Source organism: Microbulbifer litoralis (assembly GCF_023634065.1).
GTDB classification, from domain to species: Bacteria; Pseudomonadota; Gammaproteobacteria; order Pseudomonadales; family Cellvibrionaceae; genus Microbulbifer; species Microbulbifer litoralis.
Genome location: NZ_JALKCV010000004.1, coordinates 370,097 through 389,195, shown reverse-complemented (window position 1 = coordinate 389,195; position 19,099 = coordinate 370,097). Strand labels below are relative to the sequence as shown.

At 56.7% G+C, this 19,099-nt stretch carries 14 protein-coding genes; all 14 read left to right on the top strand.

The annotated features are described in order from the left end of the window. Positions 1-187: 187 nt before the first annotated feature. Positions 188-1,708, top strand: a complete 1,521-nt coding sequence (locus MWN76_RS09135) for a sigma-54 interaction domain-containing protein (RefSeq protein ID WP_250461094.1) — start codon at positions 188-190, stop codon at positions 1,706-1,708. Positions 1,709-1,757: 49 nt separating this feature from the next. Then, entirely contained in the window at positions 1,758-5,129 is a 3,372-nt protein-coding gene (locus MWN76_RS09130; RefSeq protein WP_250461093.1) for a type I restriction endonuclease subunit R, read from the top strand. A 241-nt stretch (positions 5,130-5,370) separates the two neighbouring features. Continuing rightward, on the top strand, positions 5,371-5,757 hold the full coding sequence (locus MWN76_RS09125) for a winged helix-turn-helix domain-containing protein (RefSeq protein WP_250461092.1): 387 nt from the start codon (positions 5,371-5,373) through the stop codon (positions 5,755-5,757). Beyond that, the gene (locus MWN76_RS09120) at positions 5,757-6,359 is read left to right on the top strand and encodes a DUF6036 family nucleotidyltransferase (protein ID WP_250461091.1); all 603 of its coding nucleotides are present in this window, start codon (positions 5,757-5,759) and stop codon (positions 6,357-6,359) included. Before MWN76_RS09125 ends, MWN76_RS09120 begins: the two co-directional genes overlap by 1 nt. 24 nt (positions 6,360-6,383) lie before the next feature. Further along, the gene (locus MWN76_RS09115; protein WP_250461090.1) at positions 6,384-7,964 is read left to right on the top strand and encodes a type I restriction-modification system subunit M; all 1,581 of its coding nucleotides are present in this window, start codon (positions 6,384-6,386) and stop codon (positions 7,962-7,964) included. Beyond that, the gene (locus MWN76_RS21150; protein ID WP_250461089.1) at positions 7,961-9,160 is read left to right on the top strand and encodes a restriction endonuclease subunit S; all 1,200 of its coding nucleotides are present in this window, start codon (positions 7,961-7,963) and stop codon (positions 9,158-9,160) included. The genes MWN76_RS09115 and MWN76_RS21150 overlap by 4 nt, the downstream gene beginning before the upstream one ends. 8 nt (positions 9,161-9,168) lie before the next feature. Beyond that, entirely contained in the window at positions 9,169-10,596 is a 1,428-nt protein-coding gene (locus MWN76_RS09105) for a KAP family P-loop NTPase fold protein (RefSeq protein ID WP_250461088.1), read from the top strand. Between the two features lie 268 nt (positions 10,597-10,864). Next, a complete protein-coding gene (locus MWN76_RS09100) occupies positions 10,865-11,428 on the top strand; it encodes a hypothetical protein (RefSeq protein WP_250461087.1) in 564 nt (187 codons plus the stop codon). Between the two features lies 1 nt (position 11,429). After that, positions 11,430-11,699, top strand: a complete 270-nt coding sequence (locus MWN76_RS09095) for a hypothetical protein (protein WP_250461086.1) — start codon at positions 11,430-11,432, stop codon at positions 11,697-11,699. A gap of 70 nt (positions 11,700-11,769) precedes the next feature. Continuing rightward, a complete protein-coding gene (locus MWN76_RS09090) occupies positions 11,770-12,300 on the top strand; it encodes an imm11 family protein (protein WP_250461085.1) in 531 nt (176 codons plus the stop codon). A gap of 29 nt (positions 12,301-12,329) precedes the next feature. Beyond that, complete coding sequence (locus MWN76_RS09085; RefSeq protein ID WP_250461084.1) at positions 12,330-12,671, top strand: hypothetical protein; 342 nt, start codon at positions 12,330-12,332, stop codon at positions 12,669-12,671. After that, the gene (locus MWN76_RS20950) at positions 12,668-12,790 is read left to right on the top strand and encodes a hypothetical protein (RefSeq protein WP_284500306.1); all 123 of its coding nucleotides are present in this window, start codon (positions 12,668-12,670) and stop codon (positions 12,788-12,790) included. Before MWN76_RS09085 ends, MWN76_RS20950 begins: the two co-directional genes overlap by 4 nt. A gap of 76 nt (positions 12,791-12,866) precedes the next feature. Then, positions 12,867-13,106: a hypothetical protein gene (locus MWN76_RS09080; protein WP_250461083.1), complete on the top strand. Its 240-nt coding sequence runs from the start codon at positions 12,867-12,869 to the stop codon at positions 13,104-13,106. Positions 13,107-13,220: 114 nt separating this feature from the next. Further along, a complete protein-coding gene (proA, locus tag MWN76_RS09075; RefSeq protein ID WP_250461082.1) occupies positions 13,221-19,049 on the top strand; it encodes an anti-phage protein ProA in 5,829 nt (1,942 codons plus the stop codon). Positions 19,050-19,099 lie beyond the last annotated feature (50 nt).

The following is a 19,099-nucleotide window of genomic DNA, read 5'->3' as shown; positions in this document are numbered from 1 at the left end:
CTCTATCCTCTATCCTCTATCCTCTATCCTCTATCCTCTATCCTCTATCCTCTATCCATTCCATCCAAGTCTGGCTGAGTCCCAAGTCTCTTCTTTGTGCCGTTGAGTTCTCGAATTGCTTGTCGCGCCAGGGGGGTATCCATTCCAAATGAATGTGATTAACATCACTTTTCGGATGGAGTGTTGATTGGCGCCTAATGAAAAACAAGCAAGAGAGCGCTTTGTGGAACGGATTTTAATCAGTTGGGTCGGGGGCCAGGATCTCGCTGCGTACCAGCCGGCGAACCCCCAGTTGGGACCCGTTGCGGGGGCTCTTGAACAGGAAAGGTTCAACAGCGTCGAGCTGCTCTACAATTATCCATCCTCTGACATTGCCCCTTATATCGACTGGTTGCGGCAACGCACCGCGATTCCGGTAACCGGCCACCAAATCACCTTATCTTCTCCAGTCAATTTCGGAGAAATCTATCAAGCCGCCCATCAGGTACTGCTCGATCTGCGCGGGCAAAACCCGGAAGCTGAAATACACCTATTGCTGAGCCCGGGGACACCGGCCATGCAGGCGGTATGGATACTGCTGGGCAAGACCCGTCATCCCGCCACTTTCTGGCAGGTCTCGCGCGAGGAAGGGGTTCAGCAAACGCAGATACCCTTTGATATCGCCGCCGAATATGTGCCCGCCGCGGATAAAGTCTCATCCCGCTCCATGACCCAGCTGTCGGCATCCGCTCCGCCTGCGGATGCCGCCTTTGATGACATAGTCACACAAAACCCCACGATGCAGCGCCTCAAGTCCCAGGCCAGTATCCTCGCTGCGCGGGATGTGCCGGTATTGATTTACGGCGAATCGGGTACCGGCAAGGAGCTGTTTGCGCGCGCAATCCACAACGCCAGCGAAAGATCGGATCGTCCATTTGTCGCGGTGAACTGCGGCGCTTTTCCCGCAGATCTGATCGACTCTATTCTGTTCGGCCACAGGAAGGGCGCTTTCACCGGCGCCAGCAGCGATAGGGAAGGTGTGTTTCAGCAGGCCGATGGCGGAACCCTGTTCCTGGATGAATTTGGCGAGTTGGAGCCTGCGGTTCAGGTGCGGCTGTTGCGGGTGCTGCAGGACGGCAGCTTCACGCCGGTTGGTGGTGGCAGGGAGTGCCGGGTGGATGTGCGCCTTGTCACTGCCACCAACCGCGACCTGATGCAATTGGTGGCCGAGGGCAGCTTCCGCGAGGATCTCTTCTACCGCGTGGCGGTGGGCGTATTATACCTGCCGCCACTGCGCGAGCGGGAAGGGGATCTCAACCTTCTCACCGACCGCATAATGGCGAACGTCGCCGCTCACGACGCCCATCTGAAAGATAAGAAAATTTCTGTTGAGGCAAGAAATCTTATCCTGCGTCACTCCTGGCCGGGCAATATGCGGGAACTGCATTCGACCCTGCTGCGCGCTGCCCTGTGGAGCCAGACCGACTCCATAGACGCTGCGGACCTGCGTCAGGCTCTATTCCAAATGCCGGAAAAGGAGGGCGACCTGCTGGGGCGGGATCTGTCCAAAGGCATTGATGTACAAGGACTTTGCGACGATATCTGGCGCCACTATATCCTCCGTGCCCTGGATGCAACCCACGGCAACAAGACCCGCGCCGCGGGGCTGCTGGGGCTCAACAACTACCAGACGCTGACCAACCTGATGGAAAAACTCGGTCTCAAGTGAAAGCTGGCACGCTCTTCGCAATGAGCCAGACATGGGCAGAATTTTATTTATGAAATCGCAGAACTTCGAATTCCTCCGCCCGGAAAACGAAACCCTGGCCAACCTCGCCGGCCTGGCCGAGGCGGTGCTCCATGTAGACCCGGGTAGCGCCCTCACGCGCCTGCGCGGCTTCGCCGAAGAGGTCACCAAGAGTATCTACAAGGAGGAGTACCTGCCGCGGTTGCCCCAGGCCAGCTTCTACGAGCTGGTAAAAAGCCGCGTATTCGAAGACTGTGTCGACCGCTCCCTGACCCACCAGGTCAACTTCCTGCGCGTACAGGGCAACGAAACCGCCCACGGCGCCAAGGGGGAATTGCGCAGCGCGCAGATGGCCCTGGGCACCGCCCACCAGCTCGCCCTGTATATGGCGCTCAAGTACTACGGCAAAACCAAGTCAGACATAGCGCCGTTCAAGGATGTAGCAGATCCCACCGCGCAACTGAGCCAGCTGAAAAAATCCGTCAGCAAATACCAGGCGGAAGTCAAAGCGCAGGCCGCCCGGCTTGAGGAAGTGATCGAGCAGCTGGAAAAAGAGCGTACCCGCAACAGCGCCAACATCGAAGCGCCCCATCCCCGCGATGCGGAGCGCAAGCAGGCCCAGAGCCACCAGGTGGCGGATTCCCTGCAGTGGGACGAAGCCAAAACCCGCCGCTTGCTGATCGATACCCTGCTCGCCAAGGCCGATTGGGATCTAAACGACCCCGAGCAGGTCACCCTCGAATTCGAAGTGCCGGAGCCCTCCAACAAAAGTGCCAAGGGCAAAACAGACTACGTGCTCTGGGGAGACGACGGCCAGCCCCTGGCGGTGATCGAAGCCAAGAAGTCCGGCGAACAAAACCTGCAGGCCGGCCGCGAGCAGGCCCGCATCTATGCCGATGGCCTTGAGAAGATGGGCTACCGCCGCCCGGTGATCTTCTACACCAACGGCTACGAGACCTTCATCTGGGACGATGCCCAGTACAACACTTACCGCCCGGTGTACGGCTTCTACAGCAAGGACAGCCTCGAGTACTTGATTTACCAGCGCCAGTACCGCCAGCCGCACCCGGAGCAGTTCAACCCCAAAACCGATATCGCCGGCCGCCCCTACCAGATCGAGGCCATCAAGGCCGTGGCCAACCGCTTCCAGGAGCAGCGCCGCAGCGCCCTGATCGTGCAGGCCACCGGCACCGGCAAAACCCGCGTGGCCATCGCCCTCAGCGAACTGCTGCTGAGCGCCAACTGGGGCAAGCGCGTACTCTTCCTGTGCGACCGCAAGGAACTGCGCACACAGGCCAACAACGCCTTCAAGGACTACCTGCCCAGCGAACCCCGCTGCGTGATCGGCGAGACCAGCAAGATCGACCAGTCCGCGCGCATCTACGTCGCCACCTATCCCAGCATGATGAACCGCTTCGCACAGCTGGACGTGGGCTTTTTCGACCTGGTCATCGCCGACGAATCCCACCGCAGCATCTACAACAAATACCGCGACCTGTTCGACTACTTCGATGCGCTGCAGCTGGGCCTCACCGCCACCCCGGTGAAATTTATCAGCCGCAACACCTTCGAACTGTTCGGCTGCGAGAGCACCGATCCCACCTTCGAGTTCGGCCTGGATGATGCCATCAACAACGAACCGCCGTACCTGACGCCCTTCCGCGTAAAGGACCTCACCACCGAATTCCTGCGCGAGGGCATCCACTACCAGGATTTGAGCGAGGAGCAGCGCCGCCAACTGGAAGAGGACCTCGGCGAGGAAGAGGCGAAGCGGGCGGAGTTCGCCGGCAAGGATATCGGCCGCAAGATCTACAGCGAAGACACCGACCGCATCATCCTGGAAAACCTGGTCGACAACGGCATCCAGGACGAAACCGGCTCCCTGGTGGGCAAGAGCATCGTGTTCGCGCAGAACCAGAAGCACGCTGAGCATCTGGAAAAACTCTTCTGCAAGCTCTACCCCCAGTACGGCACCCGCGTCTGCAAGGTCATCCACAATGCCGTGCCCAAAGCCGAGAGCCTGATCGGCGATTTTAAGAAGTCCGATAACGACTTCCGCATTGCCATCTCCGTGGACATGATGGACACCGGCATCGACGTGCCGGAAGTGGTCAACCTGGTGTTCGCGCGCCCGGTGAAATCCTGGGTCAAGTTCTGGCAGATGATCGGCCGTGGCACCCGCTTGCGGGAAAACCTGTTCGGCCCCGGCAAACATAAGACTGAATTCCTGATCTTCGATCACTACGGTAACTTCGACTTCTTCGAGGAGGAGTACCGGGAGGCCGAGGACGTGGGCGGCAAATCCCTGTTGCAGACTCTGTTCGAGGCGCGCCTGGAACTGGCCCTGGCCAGCCTCAAGCAAAATCACCGCGAGGGCTTCGACGCCGCCCTGGCACTGCTCAAGGCGGACATCAACGACCTGCCGGAAGACAGCATCGCCGTGCGCCGGGAACTGCGCACCGTACACCAGCTGCAGCAGACCGACGCCCTGCAGCACATGAACGGCAATACCCAGCATATCCTCAAGACCACCATCGCGCCGCTGATGGGCGCGCGGGTGCTGCCGGACAAATTCGCCATAGCCCTCGACCGCCTGATTGCCAATATCCAGCGCTGCCTGGTAGAGCAGGCCAGCTGTTTCGACGACGGCCGCGACCAACTGCTGCAAGAGCTGGATGGCTTGGCCATCAATATCCAGGCCGTGCGCCAGAAAGACAGGCTGATCGACGAGGTGCGCAGCGCCGACTTCTGGCAGAACCCCAGCGTCGAACGCCTGGAGCACGCCCGCCGCGAACTGCGCGGCATCATGAAATACCGCCAGTCCGGCGGCGGGGGCGGCTATATGCTGCCCGGCACAAGCACCAGCGACGGCGGCATCAAGGAGAAGGAGCGCAAAGTCACCATCGGCGCCAATGAGGCCACCCTCTATCGTCGCCGGGTCAAAGCCATCCTCGACCAGATGCTGGAGCGCAACCCGGTATTGCAGAAACTGCGCAAAGGCGAGCCCATCGTGGACGACGAGCTGAAAAACCTCGCCTCCAGCATTCTCACTGAACACCCGGGCGTCAGCCTGGAAGCCCTGAACCAGTTCTACGGCCGCACCGCCGGCGAACTGCAGCTCACCCTGCGCGAGCTGGTGGGCATGGACCCGCTGGCGGTGGAGGCCCACTTCGCCGGCTTCCTCCACGCCCATCCGCAGCTCACCCACAAGCAGGTGCGCTTTATGAACCTGCTCAAGAACCATATTGCCCAGTACGGCACCATCACCGTGGAAAAACTCTACGATGCGCCGTTTACCAGTGTTTCCCACGAGGGGGTGGATGGCGTTTTCCAGCCGGATGATGTGGACGATCTGGTCGCCGTGTTGAAACCTTTCCTGCGCCCCGAACTATTGGATGCGTAAGGCTGTAGGGTGCGCCGTGCGCACCGAATGCTGATATTGCCATGTCAGGAAAACGCTGCCTTTTTCCTGACAAAATGAGGCTTCAATTTTATTGAAAAGTCATGGAAAAACAGATGGTTAGAAAGATTTACGGCATGCAGGGGGTTCGGTGATTTTCCAGAAATGGCTTCACCCCGCTGGCTGGTTTTAATGAACCATAAAATGGTTTATATTAACCAATATTTGGTACATAGAGGCCGCCATGTTCGTACTCAAAGGCATACTCCGCGCAGAGAGCCAGGAAAAGGCGCTGCTGTATCTGCTGTTAAGGGGGGCGGGCTACGGCAAGGCAATCGCCGAGTTCTACGGTATTCCCACCAACCCGGTGCAAAAGCAACTGGCCCGGCTGGAGGAGGATGGCGTGGTGGTCAGCCAGCTGATCGGCAAGGTCAGGAACTACGAGCTGAATCCCCGCTACCCGTTTATGGAGCCGCTCAAGGCCCTGCTGAAGGCCGCCGTGGCCGCCTATCCGCCAGAGCTGCGCAACCGCCTGCTGGTGCAGCGCACCCGCCCGCGCCAGGCGGGCAAGCCCCTGGTGGCGGTGCGGGAAGCGGAAGGCAAGGGTGGGGAAAAGGATAAAGGCGAATAATGGATTTCAGCCGCGCGACCATTACCGAACTCGCCGCCCGGGTTGCCGAACACCTGCACAACCAGGATATCGAGGTGGTGCTGGTCGGCGGCCTGGCCGTAGAGATCTACAGCGAGAACCTCTACCTCACCAAAGACATCGACATGGTCAATACCAGCTACCAGACACCCGCGCAGCTACGCGATGCCATGGCGCAGCTCGGTTTTACCAAGCAGGGGCGGGTATTCGTCAATGCCAGTACCGACATCACCGTGGAGTTCCCGTCTGCCCCCCTGTCGGTAGGCAATGAGCTGATTCAGCAAACCACTACTGCCGAGCTACCGGAAGGCCGAATACCGATTTTACGGGCGGAGGATGTAGTCAAGGATCGCCTCGCCGCGTTTATTCACTGGCGGGATACGCAATCACTGGTGCAGGCCACGGCCATATTGCTCAAACATTCCCTCGCTCCCGAGACCTTCAAGGCCTTTTGTGAGCGTGAAGGGACCAGCGTTCACTACCAACAACTGCTGCACCTGTACCAGTGCGGCAAAGTTCACCCACAGATCACCATGGCGCAGTTGGAGGCCGACCTGGCCAGACTGCTGCTGAACAACTTATAACCGCGTCAATAGAAAGAGTTACCCATGCTAACCGGACAAATCCGCAACGATATCGACAAACTCTGGGAGAAATTCTGGACCGGCGGTATCGCCAACCCCCTAACGGTGATCGAGCAGATCTCCTACCTGATGTTCGCGCGCATGCTCGATATGCAGGAAGAGGTGGCCGAGCGCAAGGCCGCAAAAACCGGCAAACAGGCGGAACGCCTTTTCCCGGAGGATTACAAAGGCCAGCTGCTGCGCTGGAAGAACTTCAAGAACATGGCCGGCCCGCAGATGCTCGCGCACCTGAAGCAGAAGGTCTTTCCCTTCTTCGCCAGCCTGGGCCGCGAGGAAGTCGGCGAAGATGGCACCACCACGCACGCTCTGGCCGGCATCGGCGAATATATGCAGGACGCGGATATCGAAATCAAGAACGAATCCGTACTAGTGGCCGCGGTGGAGATGATCGACAAGCTGCCGCTGACCGAGTCCGACGTCAAGGGCGATATCTACGAGTACCTGCTCAGCAAACTCACCACCGCCGGCATCAACGGCCAGTTCCGCACCCCGCGCCATATCATCGACACCATGATCGCCATGGCCGACCCGCAGCCGGACGCGGTGATCTGCGACCCCGCCTGCGGCACCGCCGGCTTCCTCGCCCGCACCATGGAGTACCTGAACCGGGTGCACTCAAGCCCGGCCGGCACCTTTACCGACGAGGACGGCAACCCCCACTACAGCGGCGACCTGCTGGAGCCCTACCGCGACCATATCAACAGTGATATGTTCTGGGGCTTCGACTTCGACACCACCATGCTGCGCGTGTCCAGCATGAACATGCTGCTGCACGGCGTAGCCGGGGCCAATATCCACTACCAGGACAGCCTCAACAAATCCGTCCGGGAGAACTTCCCTCGCCAGGAACAGGACTTCTTCGATGCGATCCTCGCCAACCCGCCGTTCAAGGGCAGCCTGGACGAGAGCAATACCAACCCAGACCTGCTGGGCATGGTCAAGACCAAGAAGACCGAGCTGCTGTTCGTCGCCCATATCCTGCGCGCCCTCAAGCCCGGCGGCTTCGCCGCGGTGATCGTGCCGGACGGCGTGCTGTTCGGTTCTTCCAAGGCCCACCAGCAACTGAGAAAGGAACTGCTGGAAAACAACCAGTTGGAGGGTATCGTCAGCCTGCCGTCCGGTGTGTTCAAACCCTACGCCGGCGTCTCCACCGCCGTGCTGCTGTTTACCAAGGGCGGCAGCACCGAGCGAGTCTGGTTCTACGACCTGCAGGCGGACGGCTACTCCCTGGATGACAAGCGCAGCCCGATCAAGGACAACGACCTGCCGGATGCGCTGGCGCAGTGGCAGGCCTACCGCGAGCTGGTGCTGGCCAATGCCAGCGCGAAAAAGATTGAAAAGCAGTTCGGAGACAAAACGCAGAAGGCGTTTGTGGTGGACGCGCGGGATATCGCCGCCAACAAGTACGACCTGTCCATCAACCGCTACAAGGAGGTTGTGTATGAGGAGGAGCAGTACGATCCGCCCAAGGAGATTCTGGAGCGGCTGCTCAGGCTGGAGGACGAGATTATTACCGAGTTGAAGGCGTTGGAGGGGATGTTGTGAGTTGGCCGCACGTAAAGATTGGCGCTGTTGCAACTATTAATCCCAGGCTTCCGAAAGATATAGACCCTATGCAAGAGGTGTCTTTTCTTGGCATGGCATCCGTGTCAGAAGAAGGGCAGCTTCTTAATGAAGAGCCCAGGATTTTGGCCGACGTGAAAAAGGGGTTTACGTACTTTGAACGGGGCGATGTACTTCTCGCGAAGATTACCCCTTGTTTTGAAAACGGCAAGTGCCTGAGGTCAGGGAAAATTAGCAGGGAAATAGGTTTTGGCTCTACCGAGTTTCATGTGGTAAGGGTGGATGAAGGCAAGTTAGATGCCAAGTATCTGTTTTACATGGTATGGAGCGATAGATTTAGGTTCTTTGGTGAGAAATCCATGTCAGGCGCAGCGGGCCAAAAGCGAGTTTCTGCGGATTTCCTTAGAGACTATGAGATTCCGCTACCACACCTAAAAGAACAACAACGCATCGCCACCATCCTCGACAAGGCCGACGCGATCCGCCGCAAACGCCAACAGGCCATCGCCCTCGCCGACGAATTCCTGCGCGCGGTGTTTCTGGATATGTTTGGTGATGTTGGGGGTGATGGCTGGGCTGTTGAGACTATAGAATCAATAGCAAAAAATGAGAAGGGAAGCATACGCACTGGCCCCTTTGGCAGTCAGTTGCTTCATAGTGAATTCGTAGATTCAGGTATTTCTGTTCTCGGTATAGATAATGCCGTTGATAACCGGTTCCGGTGGGGAAAGTCAAGGTTTATCACTAGAGAGAAATATGAACAACTGAGCCGATATACTGTCCACCCTGGTGATGTGCTTATTACAATTATGGGTACCTGTGGTAGGTGCGCAGTCGTTCCCGAGAATGTGCCCACTGCAATAAATACCAAACACCTTTGCTGTATAACCTTGGATGAAGAAAAGGCTCTACCTGAGTTTCTACATTCTTATTATTTGTATCACCCGATGGCGCGCTCTTATTTGTCCAAGACAACGAAGGGAGCAATTATGGATGGTTTGAATATGGGGATTATCAAAGATATGCCATTCCCCCTAGTTCCCCTAGATCTTCAGGTAGCTTTTGTTGCAGTTAAAGAAAAAGTTTCTTCGTTAATGGGGGGGCTCTCCGAATCTTCCACCGAAGATGCTGAACTTCTCGGCGCTCTTGGCCAGAACGCCTTTTCTGATCGACTTTAGGGGGCTATATGTCTGAAGAAATGGAAGCCTCTTCGGCCTCCCGGCAAGAAATAGCGCTGCGCTTGCCAAAGCTCGCGATAGAGGACGGCAATTGGCCTAATCCTAACGATAAATTGGATCGTCGATCAGAGATTGAGAATCTAACTCCCGTATTACTTAATGCTCAAGCACCACTGGTTCTAGCACTAGAGGCACCTTGGGGAGGTGGTAAAAGCACATTTATTAGACTGTGGCGGCAGTTTCTTACATATAATGGCCATGTTTCGCTGAATTTGAATGCATGGGAGGGAGATTTTTGTGATGACCCTTTGCTGCCATTGCTTTCAGTCCTGGATGACTGGTTGTCTGAGCAGCGTGAAGAAGGCGGCGCCGGTAAAGCCTGGAAAAAGGCCAAAACATTGGCGCCAGGACTACTCAAAGCAAGCGCAGTAGCCGCTGTAAAAGCGGGGACATTAGGTGCGCTGGATCTAGACAAGGCGGTGGAAGGCGCAATTTCTTCGTCGGCCGGCGAAGTCGCTGGGAACATCGTTGATTCATTCAAAAGTAAGGTTAATTCTCTGAAACGCTTTAAAGAGTTACTCTCAAAAGCGTTGGAGGCACTCCCAGATAATCAGTCTAACCTGATTATCTTCATTGATGAACTTGACCGTTGTCGCCCAAGTTACGCCATCGAGTTACTTGAAAGAATAAAACACCTTTTTGATATAGAACGGCTCGTCTTTGTGCTTGCTGTAAATCGAGAGCAGCTAGGGAAGAGTCTACAAGGCGTTTATGGCCCCAATTTTGATGGCGAAAGTTATCTAAAGCGATTCGTAGATTTTGACTACCAATTAAGAGTTCCGGATGTTAGTGGGTATATTGGGGGGCTGCTTGCACAACCCGATATTCGGAAGCGTTTCGAAGGGCATCAATCCTTAACGGCGGAATATAAGCGGCTATTTGAAACCTTCGTATGGCTTAGCGAGCGATTTAGCTATCAGCTTCGGGGGATTAATCAGTTGATGTTGCGCCTGAGGTTAATTATCCGTTCCATTCCCGAGAGACACTCTTTTAATCCTCAGATATTGGTGGCACTGCTTTTTTTGCGTGAAAAAAATTCAGGTCTATATGAGAAGTTTCGTGCTGATCCGCAGTGCGTAAACGAAGTAATCATGTTTTTGCTTGGTCGTGATTTTAAGGATGGAGTGTTTTCGAAAGAATTTCCCGTTGTTGCTGGAGTCATGGTGGGAGCTTTTAACGAGTCGGATTATAAAGATGAGCTGTTTCGCTTTTGGTGCGAAATTAGGGACAAGTATTCCAATGATGATAAGCGATATAGCGTGGCCGAACGAATACGTGCTATTGCCGCTCGTGAAGACGGTTGGGACGGAGAAGGGATGATGCGAACGATCTGTGGCAGAATTGAACTGTTAGAAAGAATGCATATCTCTGCATAGCTGAGAGTGCTAAGTTTTCGGGATCAACGGGGTCGGAGTCGATTGATTTCACCCTCAAGCAGCTTGGTGGACTTTGGGTGTCACGATTTATTTACTCAGACGCGGGAATGTGCAACAAACCATATTTGTAGGAAAAATCCACAGCGGATGAATGTGGCATTTAAAAACCTCGGAAGTTCTCAGAATATTTCTGGAGCAACTTTCTGAAAGTTGAATGGCGAGGGAACTTTAGAGTTTCCGGCTACATAAATGAAACAAGGAGGATAGCGTGTCCGCTCAACTGAAACCATCGTACAAGGAAGTAAAGGAGAAGTTTGAAATGGTTCGTCAGATTTCTCGCGAAGCAGCGTATGAGCAGCTGTCCCCGGTTCTGAAGAACAGGTTAGGTCAAGCCATCCTGAGAGGAAGTATTGGCCTTGACGGATTCACTTTTGAAGCACAGAGAAAACTCAAGAGCTGGGAAAGATCCGGCTTGCGGCGGGTGGCTTGGGACTGGGAAGAGATTACAAAAAGCTATCGTACTCACCCCAAACGTTTTGAATTATCCATTTGGTTCAAGGACCTGGAGTTGAGCGGTGCGAGCATAGGCCGTCCAACGTGGAGCGGTGGGAAGTTGAGGCTGGACTATATCGAGTCTCATCCCATGGGCACCCCACTGGATGGACTGGTGACCGATATAAGTGTTGCAGCCGGCGTTGTGTACGCCAATGCCATCGGTGCTACCCAGCTCCGAATCATGAATCCGGTGAATGCAGCTGTGAGAGACCACTATCTGAGCAAGCCTGGATTCTCGTTCAATGAGCCTGGCAACTTCTGCTATAGGGATCTCTGATATGAGCGACGACAGGAAACCGCCGATAGACTCTCCGGAGTTCAAGGAATGGCTGAAGAAGAAGTCAAAACGCCATGTCGACGACATTTTCGGTGAAAACCATGAACCGGCTGATTTCGAGACGGGTGGGGCAATATGTGGCGATGCCGACAGTCTTGATAAGAGCGACGCCGAGCTTTTTCCTGGCGAGCCGGAGGAGCACACCCCGGAAGAGCGCCGTGAGCGCTTCAAGGTGTATAAGAGAAAAGGACGTGAACACGGCGAGGATTGAGAGGCCAGTCTTGAAATATGGCACCCCTCTTACGAATAAAAGAAGTCATGATGTTTGCAAAGGGGGTGTAATGATGAAAGTTTACGCAATCCTGCCCAGATACGACGAATACAAAGGCTACCTGGTAAAAGAAGAGGAAAAAGCCCGCGCGCAATACGGTTCCGCACGCTGCAAAAGTCAGCCGCTCGATTGGCCCGCCCCCCTGGAAATCGTCGCTGATGAAGAGGATACCGGCATTCCGGAAGCGGATATCGGGCTGCTTACTATTGGTTCGCTGGTACTGACCGAGGGTGCACACACAGCGCTCAGGGAGGTTGCGGAACAGTACGGCCAGCTGCTGCCGTTGCAATACGGCACCAGAACCCTGTGGCTGTGGAATATCACCAATGTGCCCGGCGCCCTCGACAAAGAACGTAGCGTCTTCAACGATTTCGGCGGAGTGGCAAACCCGGTCTTCAGCGCGGCTAAAGTGGCCGAAAACGCGGTGTTCAAGCTGCAGGAAGACAACTTTACCGGTATCTACTGCACCGATACTTTTCGAGAGCTGATCGAGAGCCACAATTTCAGCGGTCTTGAGTTCGAAGAGTTGGACGTCGCTTAGACAGAATTTCCCGTTACGGAGAACAGAAAATGTCTGACCAGGAGACACCGGAACCCGGCAGCCCTTTATTAAAGAGCGCGGAAAAAATGGTAGAAAAAGCCATTGACGATGTCTTGAGGTCTACAGCAGCGGTACGGATCGTCGAAGATCCCTATTCGGAGACTGATGTGGGTTACCTTGTCGTTACTCTCAACCCATGCAGGCCTCTTATCCGCGAGGTCCGGAAAGGCACGCCAGGTTCCTACAAAACTTTGGTCGATGCCAAAGAGGCGGCCAGGCAGGCCGTTCAGGGCGCTATCGCGGAGGCGAATACTGCATTGCAAGAAATCCGTCAGCTTGGAATAGACGATATAGATTATATTTCCCTATGAAAGAGAAAATCGAAAAACTTGAGAAGTCATACGAATTGTCGAATCAGAAAGTCAACGATGCCGTTAATCCTTTGGAAGTTGAAGCGCTGTTCGAAAAGGTGAACTTTGGCGGCACATAAAGATGCTTGAATTTAATGAAAACACCAAGAACGCGCAAAACTGGCCATTTATTATGCAAAAAAGTTGGGGAATCAGTTGCTGATTGATTTTATGTCTTCTTCAAAAGAGGTGGTCACTCAGGAGGAGGCCGCTGCCGTAATCAACGGGTTCTGGGAGATGACCGACCTGGCAATTGAAGATAACCACAATGATAAATCCATCGAAGGGATTTCTGATATTGAATTCTGGATGCATAAACTTTTCAATAAAGTTTACGGCTATATGCTGAAAAACGGATTTGAAGATCAGTGGCAGAGTATTTCTGATAGAAGATAGTCCGTAAACAGTTATGCGAAAAGGTTTTCGTTCAATGAGCGTGGCATTCAGCGGCCTTGAGTTTGAAGAGTTGAGCGTCGCTTAGACAGAATTTTCCGTTACGGAGGACAAAAAATGTCTGACCAGGAAGCACCGACAATCAAGATCCACACCACCTTCGTGGAAAAGATCAACTTCGCCTGCCACCAGAGCGCCTTCGCCGTGCTGCGGGAGCTGAAGATCGAGAATCTGGATGAAGAGCAGGACCTGTCCGATCTTTCAGTGACCCTGGAGGCCTCGCCGGCATTTCTGAAACCGAAGACCTGGACGGTGGACCGGCTCGCCGCGGGTGGTCTGCTTTCCCTGAAGGACCGCGATCTCGAGCTGGACGGCGGTTTTCTGTTTGGGCTGACGGAGTCCATGCGCGGTGCGGTGACGATTCGCGTAAGCCGTGCCGGCGAAGCCCTGGTGGAGCGGGTGATCGAGGTGGAGCTGCTGGCCTGCAACGAGTGGGGCGGTGCTGGATATATGCCCGAGCTGCTGGCCGCTTTTTGCACGCCCAATGATCCGGCGGTGGATCGGCTGCTGGGGCAGGCCAGCCAGATATTGCGGAAGGCGGGCAAGCCGGATGCCATCGACGGTTACAAGTCCAACAGCCGGGAGCGGGTATGGCTAATGGCGTCCGCGGTCTACTCCGCCGTTGTCAGGATGCAGCTGGGCTACGCCCTGCCGCCCTCCAGTTTTGAGCGCAACGGCCAGAAGATCCGCCTGCCCAACCAGATTGAAACCGGAAAGGTGGCCACCTGCCTGGATACCACGCTGCTGTTCGCGGCCGCGTTTGAGCAGGCGGGGCTCAATCCCCTGGTGGTGATCACCGAGGGGCACGCGCTGGTGGGGCTCTGGCTGCAGCCGGAGGACCTGTCCAGCGTGGTGGTGGAGGAGGCGGAGATTCTCCGACAGCGCATTCCCCTGAACGAGCTGATCCTGATCGAGACGACGCTGGCCACATCGCATCCGGCGGTGCCCTTCTCCAAGGCGATACAGGTCGGCGCCCAGGTTGTATCCCTGGATAAAGACCACGAGTTTGTCGCGGCGATTGATATTCGCCGGGCGCGCGGGCATCGCATCAACCCGATCAGTCTCAAATCTCTCTCAACCAGTACCATTGGAAGCGAAAATGAAGGGGAGGCTGTCGAGCCGGGTCTGGAGGACGCGCCGCAGCTGCCCTCGAATACCGTGATCGAGGAAGGAGACATAGCCGAGAGTACACCAGACGGTCGCCTAGAGCGCTGGCAGCGCAAATTGCTGGACCTGTCGGCCCGCAATCCGCTGCTCAACCACAAGCCCGGCAAAACCAACCTAACCCTTGTCTGTGGCGATCCCGGCGCGTTTGAAGACGTGCTGGCAACTGGGGCGCGGATATCCATTGCACCCTTTCCCAAACTCCAGACACAGGATCAGGACGAAGAGATCTATCGCCAGCGCACGGGGCAGGACCTGAAGGAAGAATATGCGCGGGATGCCCTGTCGAAAAAGCAGGTGCTGGTGGACCTTACCCGGGAGGAGCTGGAGAAACGCGCCGTCGAAATCTATCGCAAGGCGCAGACGTCCCTGAAGGAGGGCGGCTCCAACACCCTGTTCCTGGCGGTCGGTTTTCTGTTCTGGAAGCAGCGGGAAAAGGACGACCGCCGCTATCGCGCGCCGCTGATCCTGCTGCCGGTGTCCGTGGAGCGGAAATCGGTGCGCAGTGGCGTGAAGATGGTCGCCAGTGACGATGAGCCCAGGTTCAACACCACCCTGCTGGAGATGCTGAAGAAAGACTTCGGCATCGACATCAAGGGCCTGTACGGCGAATTGCCCCAGGACCACAGCGGTGTGGATGTTGCGGGGATCTGGAGCCGGGTCCGGCAGGCGATCAAGGAGGTGCCGGGTTTCGAGGTGGTCGAGGAGGTGGTACTGGGCCATTTCTCTTTCGCCAAGTACCTGATGTGGAAGGATCTGGTGGATAGGGCCGAGGCGCTGAAAGAAAATCCGGTGGTGAAACACCTGCTGGAGACCCCCAGGGAGCCCTACGAGAGCGATATCCGCTTTGTCGATCCCGGTGATATCGACCGGGAGTACACGCCCGCAGACCTGCTGACGCCCCTGCCGGCGGATTCCTCGCAGATGTCCGCCATCGCCACCGCGGACCGCGGCAAGGATTTTGTGATTATCGGCCCGCCGGGCACCGGCAAAAGTCAGACTATCGGCAACCTGATTGCCCATATGATGGGCAGGGGCAAGAAGGTGCTGTTCGTATCCGAGAAAACCGCGGCGCTGGAGGTGGTGCACCGCCGCCTGAAGGATATCGGCTTGGGCAACTTCTGCCTGGAGTTGCATTCCAACAAGGCGAAAAAGGCCGATGTGCTGGAGCAGTTGCGGACCTCTTGGAACAGCTTCTCGCAGTCCCGGGTGAGTGACTGGCAGGCGGAGGCGGAGCGCCTGAAAACACTGCGGGACCGACTGAACCGGGTCGTCAACGTCCTGCACAAACGCCGCCGCAACGGCATGACCGCCCACCATGCCATCGGCGTCAAGGTGCGCGACGGCGACCTGGCGGCCAAGGTGAAGCTGAGCTGGCCCAATGCCGATTATCATGACGAGCGGCAGCTGCAAAGGTTGCGGGAAACGGCCGAACTGTTGAGTGTGCAGGCCAGGGCGGTGGGTGACCTTGTCGATCATCCGCTGAAAATCGTTGCCAATCATGACTGGCGGCCGCAGTGGCAGGAAACGGTAGTGAAGGCCGCCGGACTCTTGAAGGCGAGTACGGATCAGGTCGCCGGAAATCTGGCGGCACTGGAAAAGGCCGCCGGGCTGAGCCTGGGAAATGTCGGGCTGGCCAGGCTCGGGGCTGTCGCGGAGTTCGGCCAGGTATTGCTGGACTCCTACCGCAAACCGGCCGCTTTTGCGCTGGAGCCGGATGCGCCGGATCGCCTGGACGCATTGGAAGAAGCCGTTGCCCAGCTGAAAGCCTATATCGGCCAGCAGGCCCGCCTCAGTTGCAGCTACGAGGCCCTGGCCTGGCAGAAACTCGATGCCGACAATCTCGAGCGGGAGTGGGGCGAGGCCAACCGGACCTGGTGGCCCAGGAGTTTCTTCGCCAAACGCAAGCTGCTGAAGCAGATGCGCCAGAACGGCGCCCAGGGCGAACCCGATCCCGATAACGATATTGCCGTACTGAAGCAGCTGCGGGATATCGGCGGCAATATTGACCGCTTGGACGGCGTATTGCAGGGGCTGCGCGGCTGGAATTCCTATGACTCCGATCCCCAGGCTATGGCCTCTCTCAAATTGCTGGGCTCCCGTGCCCGCAATGCCGTGGGCAAGCTGGCGGACGATGCGGCATCGCTGGCCGAGATGCGCTCCAGAATCAGGACGCTGCTTTACGATGCCAACGATCTCCTCGCGCCGGACGCATCCGTTGGCCGGGTGATAACAGAGTTCCTGGAATCATTGAAGCGCTTCAATGCGATCAAGGAGAAATTTGAGAGCCTGGTCGGCAGTTCGCTGGATACCCATTTGCCCGGGGCCCATTTACCCGATGATATCCCGGCGCTCGGCGCCATCGGCAGCCTTTGCCGGGAGATTGTGGAACACCATGCCTCCCTGAAGGACTGGTGCGCCTGGGTGCGCAGGCGTTCCGAAGCGTTGGGCTGCCAGTTGGGGCCCCTGGTCGAGGCGATTGAAAGCGGCGGTGTCGAGCCCGATGAGGTGAGCGATGTTTTCGAAGCCGCTTATTGCGCCTGGTGGTCGTCGGTGGTGATCGGGGAGGACGAGGTGCTGAGAACATTCTCCTCGCCCGAACATGAATCGGCGATCCAGCACTTCAGGGAGTTGGATACGCAATTCAGTGACCTGACGGCGCGGTACATCGCGGCCAAACTCGCGGGACAGATCCCGAACCCCGAAGATATCAAGCGCAGCTCCTCCTGGGGCGTGTTGCGCCATGAGCTGCAGAAGAAGACCCGACATAAACCCGTTCGGGAAATGATGGGGACGATTCCGGAAGTCGTCACCAATCTTGCCCCCTGTCTGATGATGTCGCCGCTGTCGATCGCCCAGTTCCTGTCCGCGGGGCAGGCGCTGTTTGATGTGGTGATCTTCGACGAGGCATCCCAGATTACCGTCTGGGACGCGGTGGGTTCCCTGGCGCGGGGCAGGCAGGTGATCGTCGCCGGCGATCCCAAGCAGATGCCGCCCACCAATTTCTTTGCCCGCTCGGATGATGATCCGGATGGCGATATAGACGGAGAGGGCGATCTGGAGAGCATTCTGGACGAGCTGATCGGGGCCAGTATTCCCCAGCGGGTGCTGAACCTGCATTATCGCTCGCGCCGGGAGAGCCTGATCGCTTTCTCCAACAGCCGCTACTATGACAGTTCGCTGATCACCTTCCCGGCACCAGTCCATCCCGACAAGGGCGTATCGCTGGTGCGTCCGGAGGGCTTCTATGCCCGCGGCAAGGCGCGTCACAATCAGGGCGAGGCCAAGGCCATAGTGGCCGAGATAGTGCGGCGCCTGACCTCGCCTGATCCGGCGATGCGCGATCAATCGATCGGTGTGGTGACTTTCAATACGGAACAGCAGACCCTGATCGAGGATTTGCTGGATAAAGCCCGTTCGGATGATCCCTCCATTGAATGGGCATTCTCCGAAGAATCGATCCTGGAACCGGTATTCGTCAAGAACCTGGAGACGGTGCAGGGCGATGAGCGGGATGTAATTCTGTTCAGCATCACCTATGGCCCCGACGAGGCCGGCCACGTCACCATGAACTTCGGCCCGCTCAACCGAAACGGCGGCGAACGCCGCCTGAATGTGGCCATGACCCGCGCGCGGTCAGAGATGATGGTGTTTTCCACCATGCCGCCGGAACGTATCGACCTGGCCAGGACGCAGGCCCGGGCCGTCGCCGATCTCAAGCACTTCCTGGAGTACGCGGAGCGGGGCGCTTCGGCGCTGGGGGCCGCCGTGCACGGCTCCATGGGGGACTTCGAATCTCCGTTTGAAGTGGCGGTGGCACGGGCGCTGCAGGACAAGGGCTGGATCGTCCATCCCCAGATCGGCGTGTCCGCCTACCGCATCGACCTGGGCATTGTGCACCCGGATGCGCCCGGTCTCTATCTCGCGGGCATCGAGTGCGACGGCGCCATGTACCACAGCTCCGTCTACGCACGCGAGCGGGACAAAATCCGCCAGGCGGTTCTCGAAGGCCTGGGATGGACGCTGTTCCGGGTGTGGTCCACGGATTGGTGGATTAACCGTGCCAAAGCGCTCGAGGAACTCCATGCCGCTTTGGACCAACATCTGGAAAAGGTGCGGGAACACGAAGCTCAGAAGGCTCTGTTAGCGAAGGAAGCTGTAGAGCATACGGCTCCTGAAACCGAGCCCGAAGGATTCATTAGAGAAGAGCTCAGTGTCAATGAAGACGGCGTCGTCACCCGGTATTCCCAAGCAAACTTGTCAGGCTTTTCCATCGACCCCGAGCAGTTCTATCAGCCTGGCTATGATGTCTTGCTTAAAGACATTGTGCTGCACGTGATTGATAGCGAAGGGCCGATACATGAAGAGGTTCTGGTGCGAAGAATAGCCCGTGAACACGGTTTTCAGCGCGCTGGTCGACAGATCCGGGACAGGGTTATACAGGCTGCTGAGGGTAACCGGAAGTGTACGCAAGAAGATGTGGGCAGCTTCTACTGGCCGGAGCCGGATGGTAGTTCCACTGCGCGATTTGCTCGCACAGAGGGAAGGGATGAAGAGACTAAAAAGCTGGATTATATCTGCGCAGAGGAACTAACCCAGATCCTCCGTGTTTGTAACGACAATGGCCAGTTCGTTGAGTTCTGTCGGGCACTTGGAATAGGACGCCTGACGCAGCAGATGAGAGCCAGGTTGGATGCAGTGTGTGTGCCGGATATATCCTGAAGGACAAGAGGTTATCCAATGACTTGAGTCTCGGTGTAAGGTAAAAAGTG

Coding starts and splice junctions, on each gene's coding strand:
- proA (WP_250461082.1), top strand. CDS start 13,221: ATGTCTGACCAGGAAGCACCGACAATCAAGATCCACACCACCTTCGTG.
- MWN76_RS09130 (WP_250461093.1), top strand. CDS start 1,758: ATGAAATCGCAGAACTTCGAATTCCTCCGCCCGGAAAACGAAACCCTG.
- MWN76_RS09115 (WP_250461090.1), top strand. CDS start 6,384: ATGCTAACCGGACAAATCCGCAACGATATCGACAAACTCTGGGAGAAA.
- MWN76_RS09120 (WP_250461091.1), top strand. CDS start 5,757: ATGGATTTCAGCCGCGCGACCATTACCGAACTCGCCGCCCGGGTTGCC.
- MWN76_RS20950 (WP_284500306.1), top strand. CDS start 12,668: ATGAAAGAGAAAATCGAAAAACTTGAGAAGTCATACGAATTGTCGAAT.
- MWN76_RS09105 (WP_250461088.1), top strand. CDS start 9,169: ATGTCTGAAGAAATGGAAGCCTCTTCGGCCTCCCGGCAAGAAATAGCG.
- MWN76_RS09085 (WP_250461084.1), top strand. CDS start 12,330: ATGTCTGACCAGGAGACACCGGAACCCGGCAGCCCTTTATTAAAGAGC.
- MWN76_RS09125 (WP_250461092.1), top strand. CDS start 5,371: ATGTTCGTACTCAAAGGCATACTCCGCGCAGAGAGCCAGGAAAAGGCG.
- MWN76_RS09090 (WP_250461085.1), top strand. CDS start 11,770: ATGATGAAAGTTTACGCAATCCTGCCCAGATACGACGAATACAAAGGC.
- MWN76_RS09095 (WP_250461086.1), top strand. CDS start 11,430: ATGAGCGACGACAGGAAACCGCCGATAGACTCTCCGGAGTTCAAGGAA.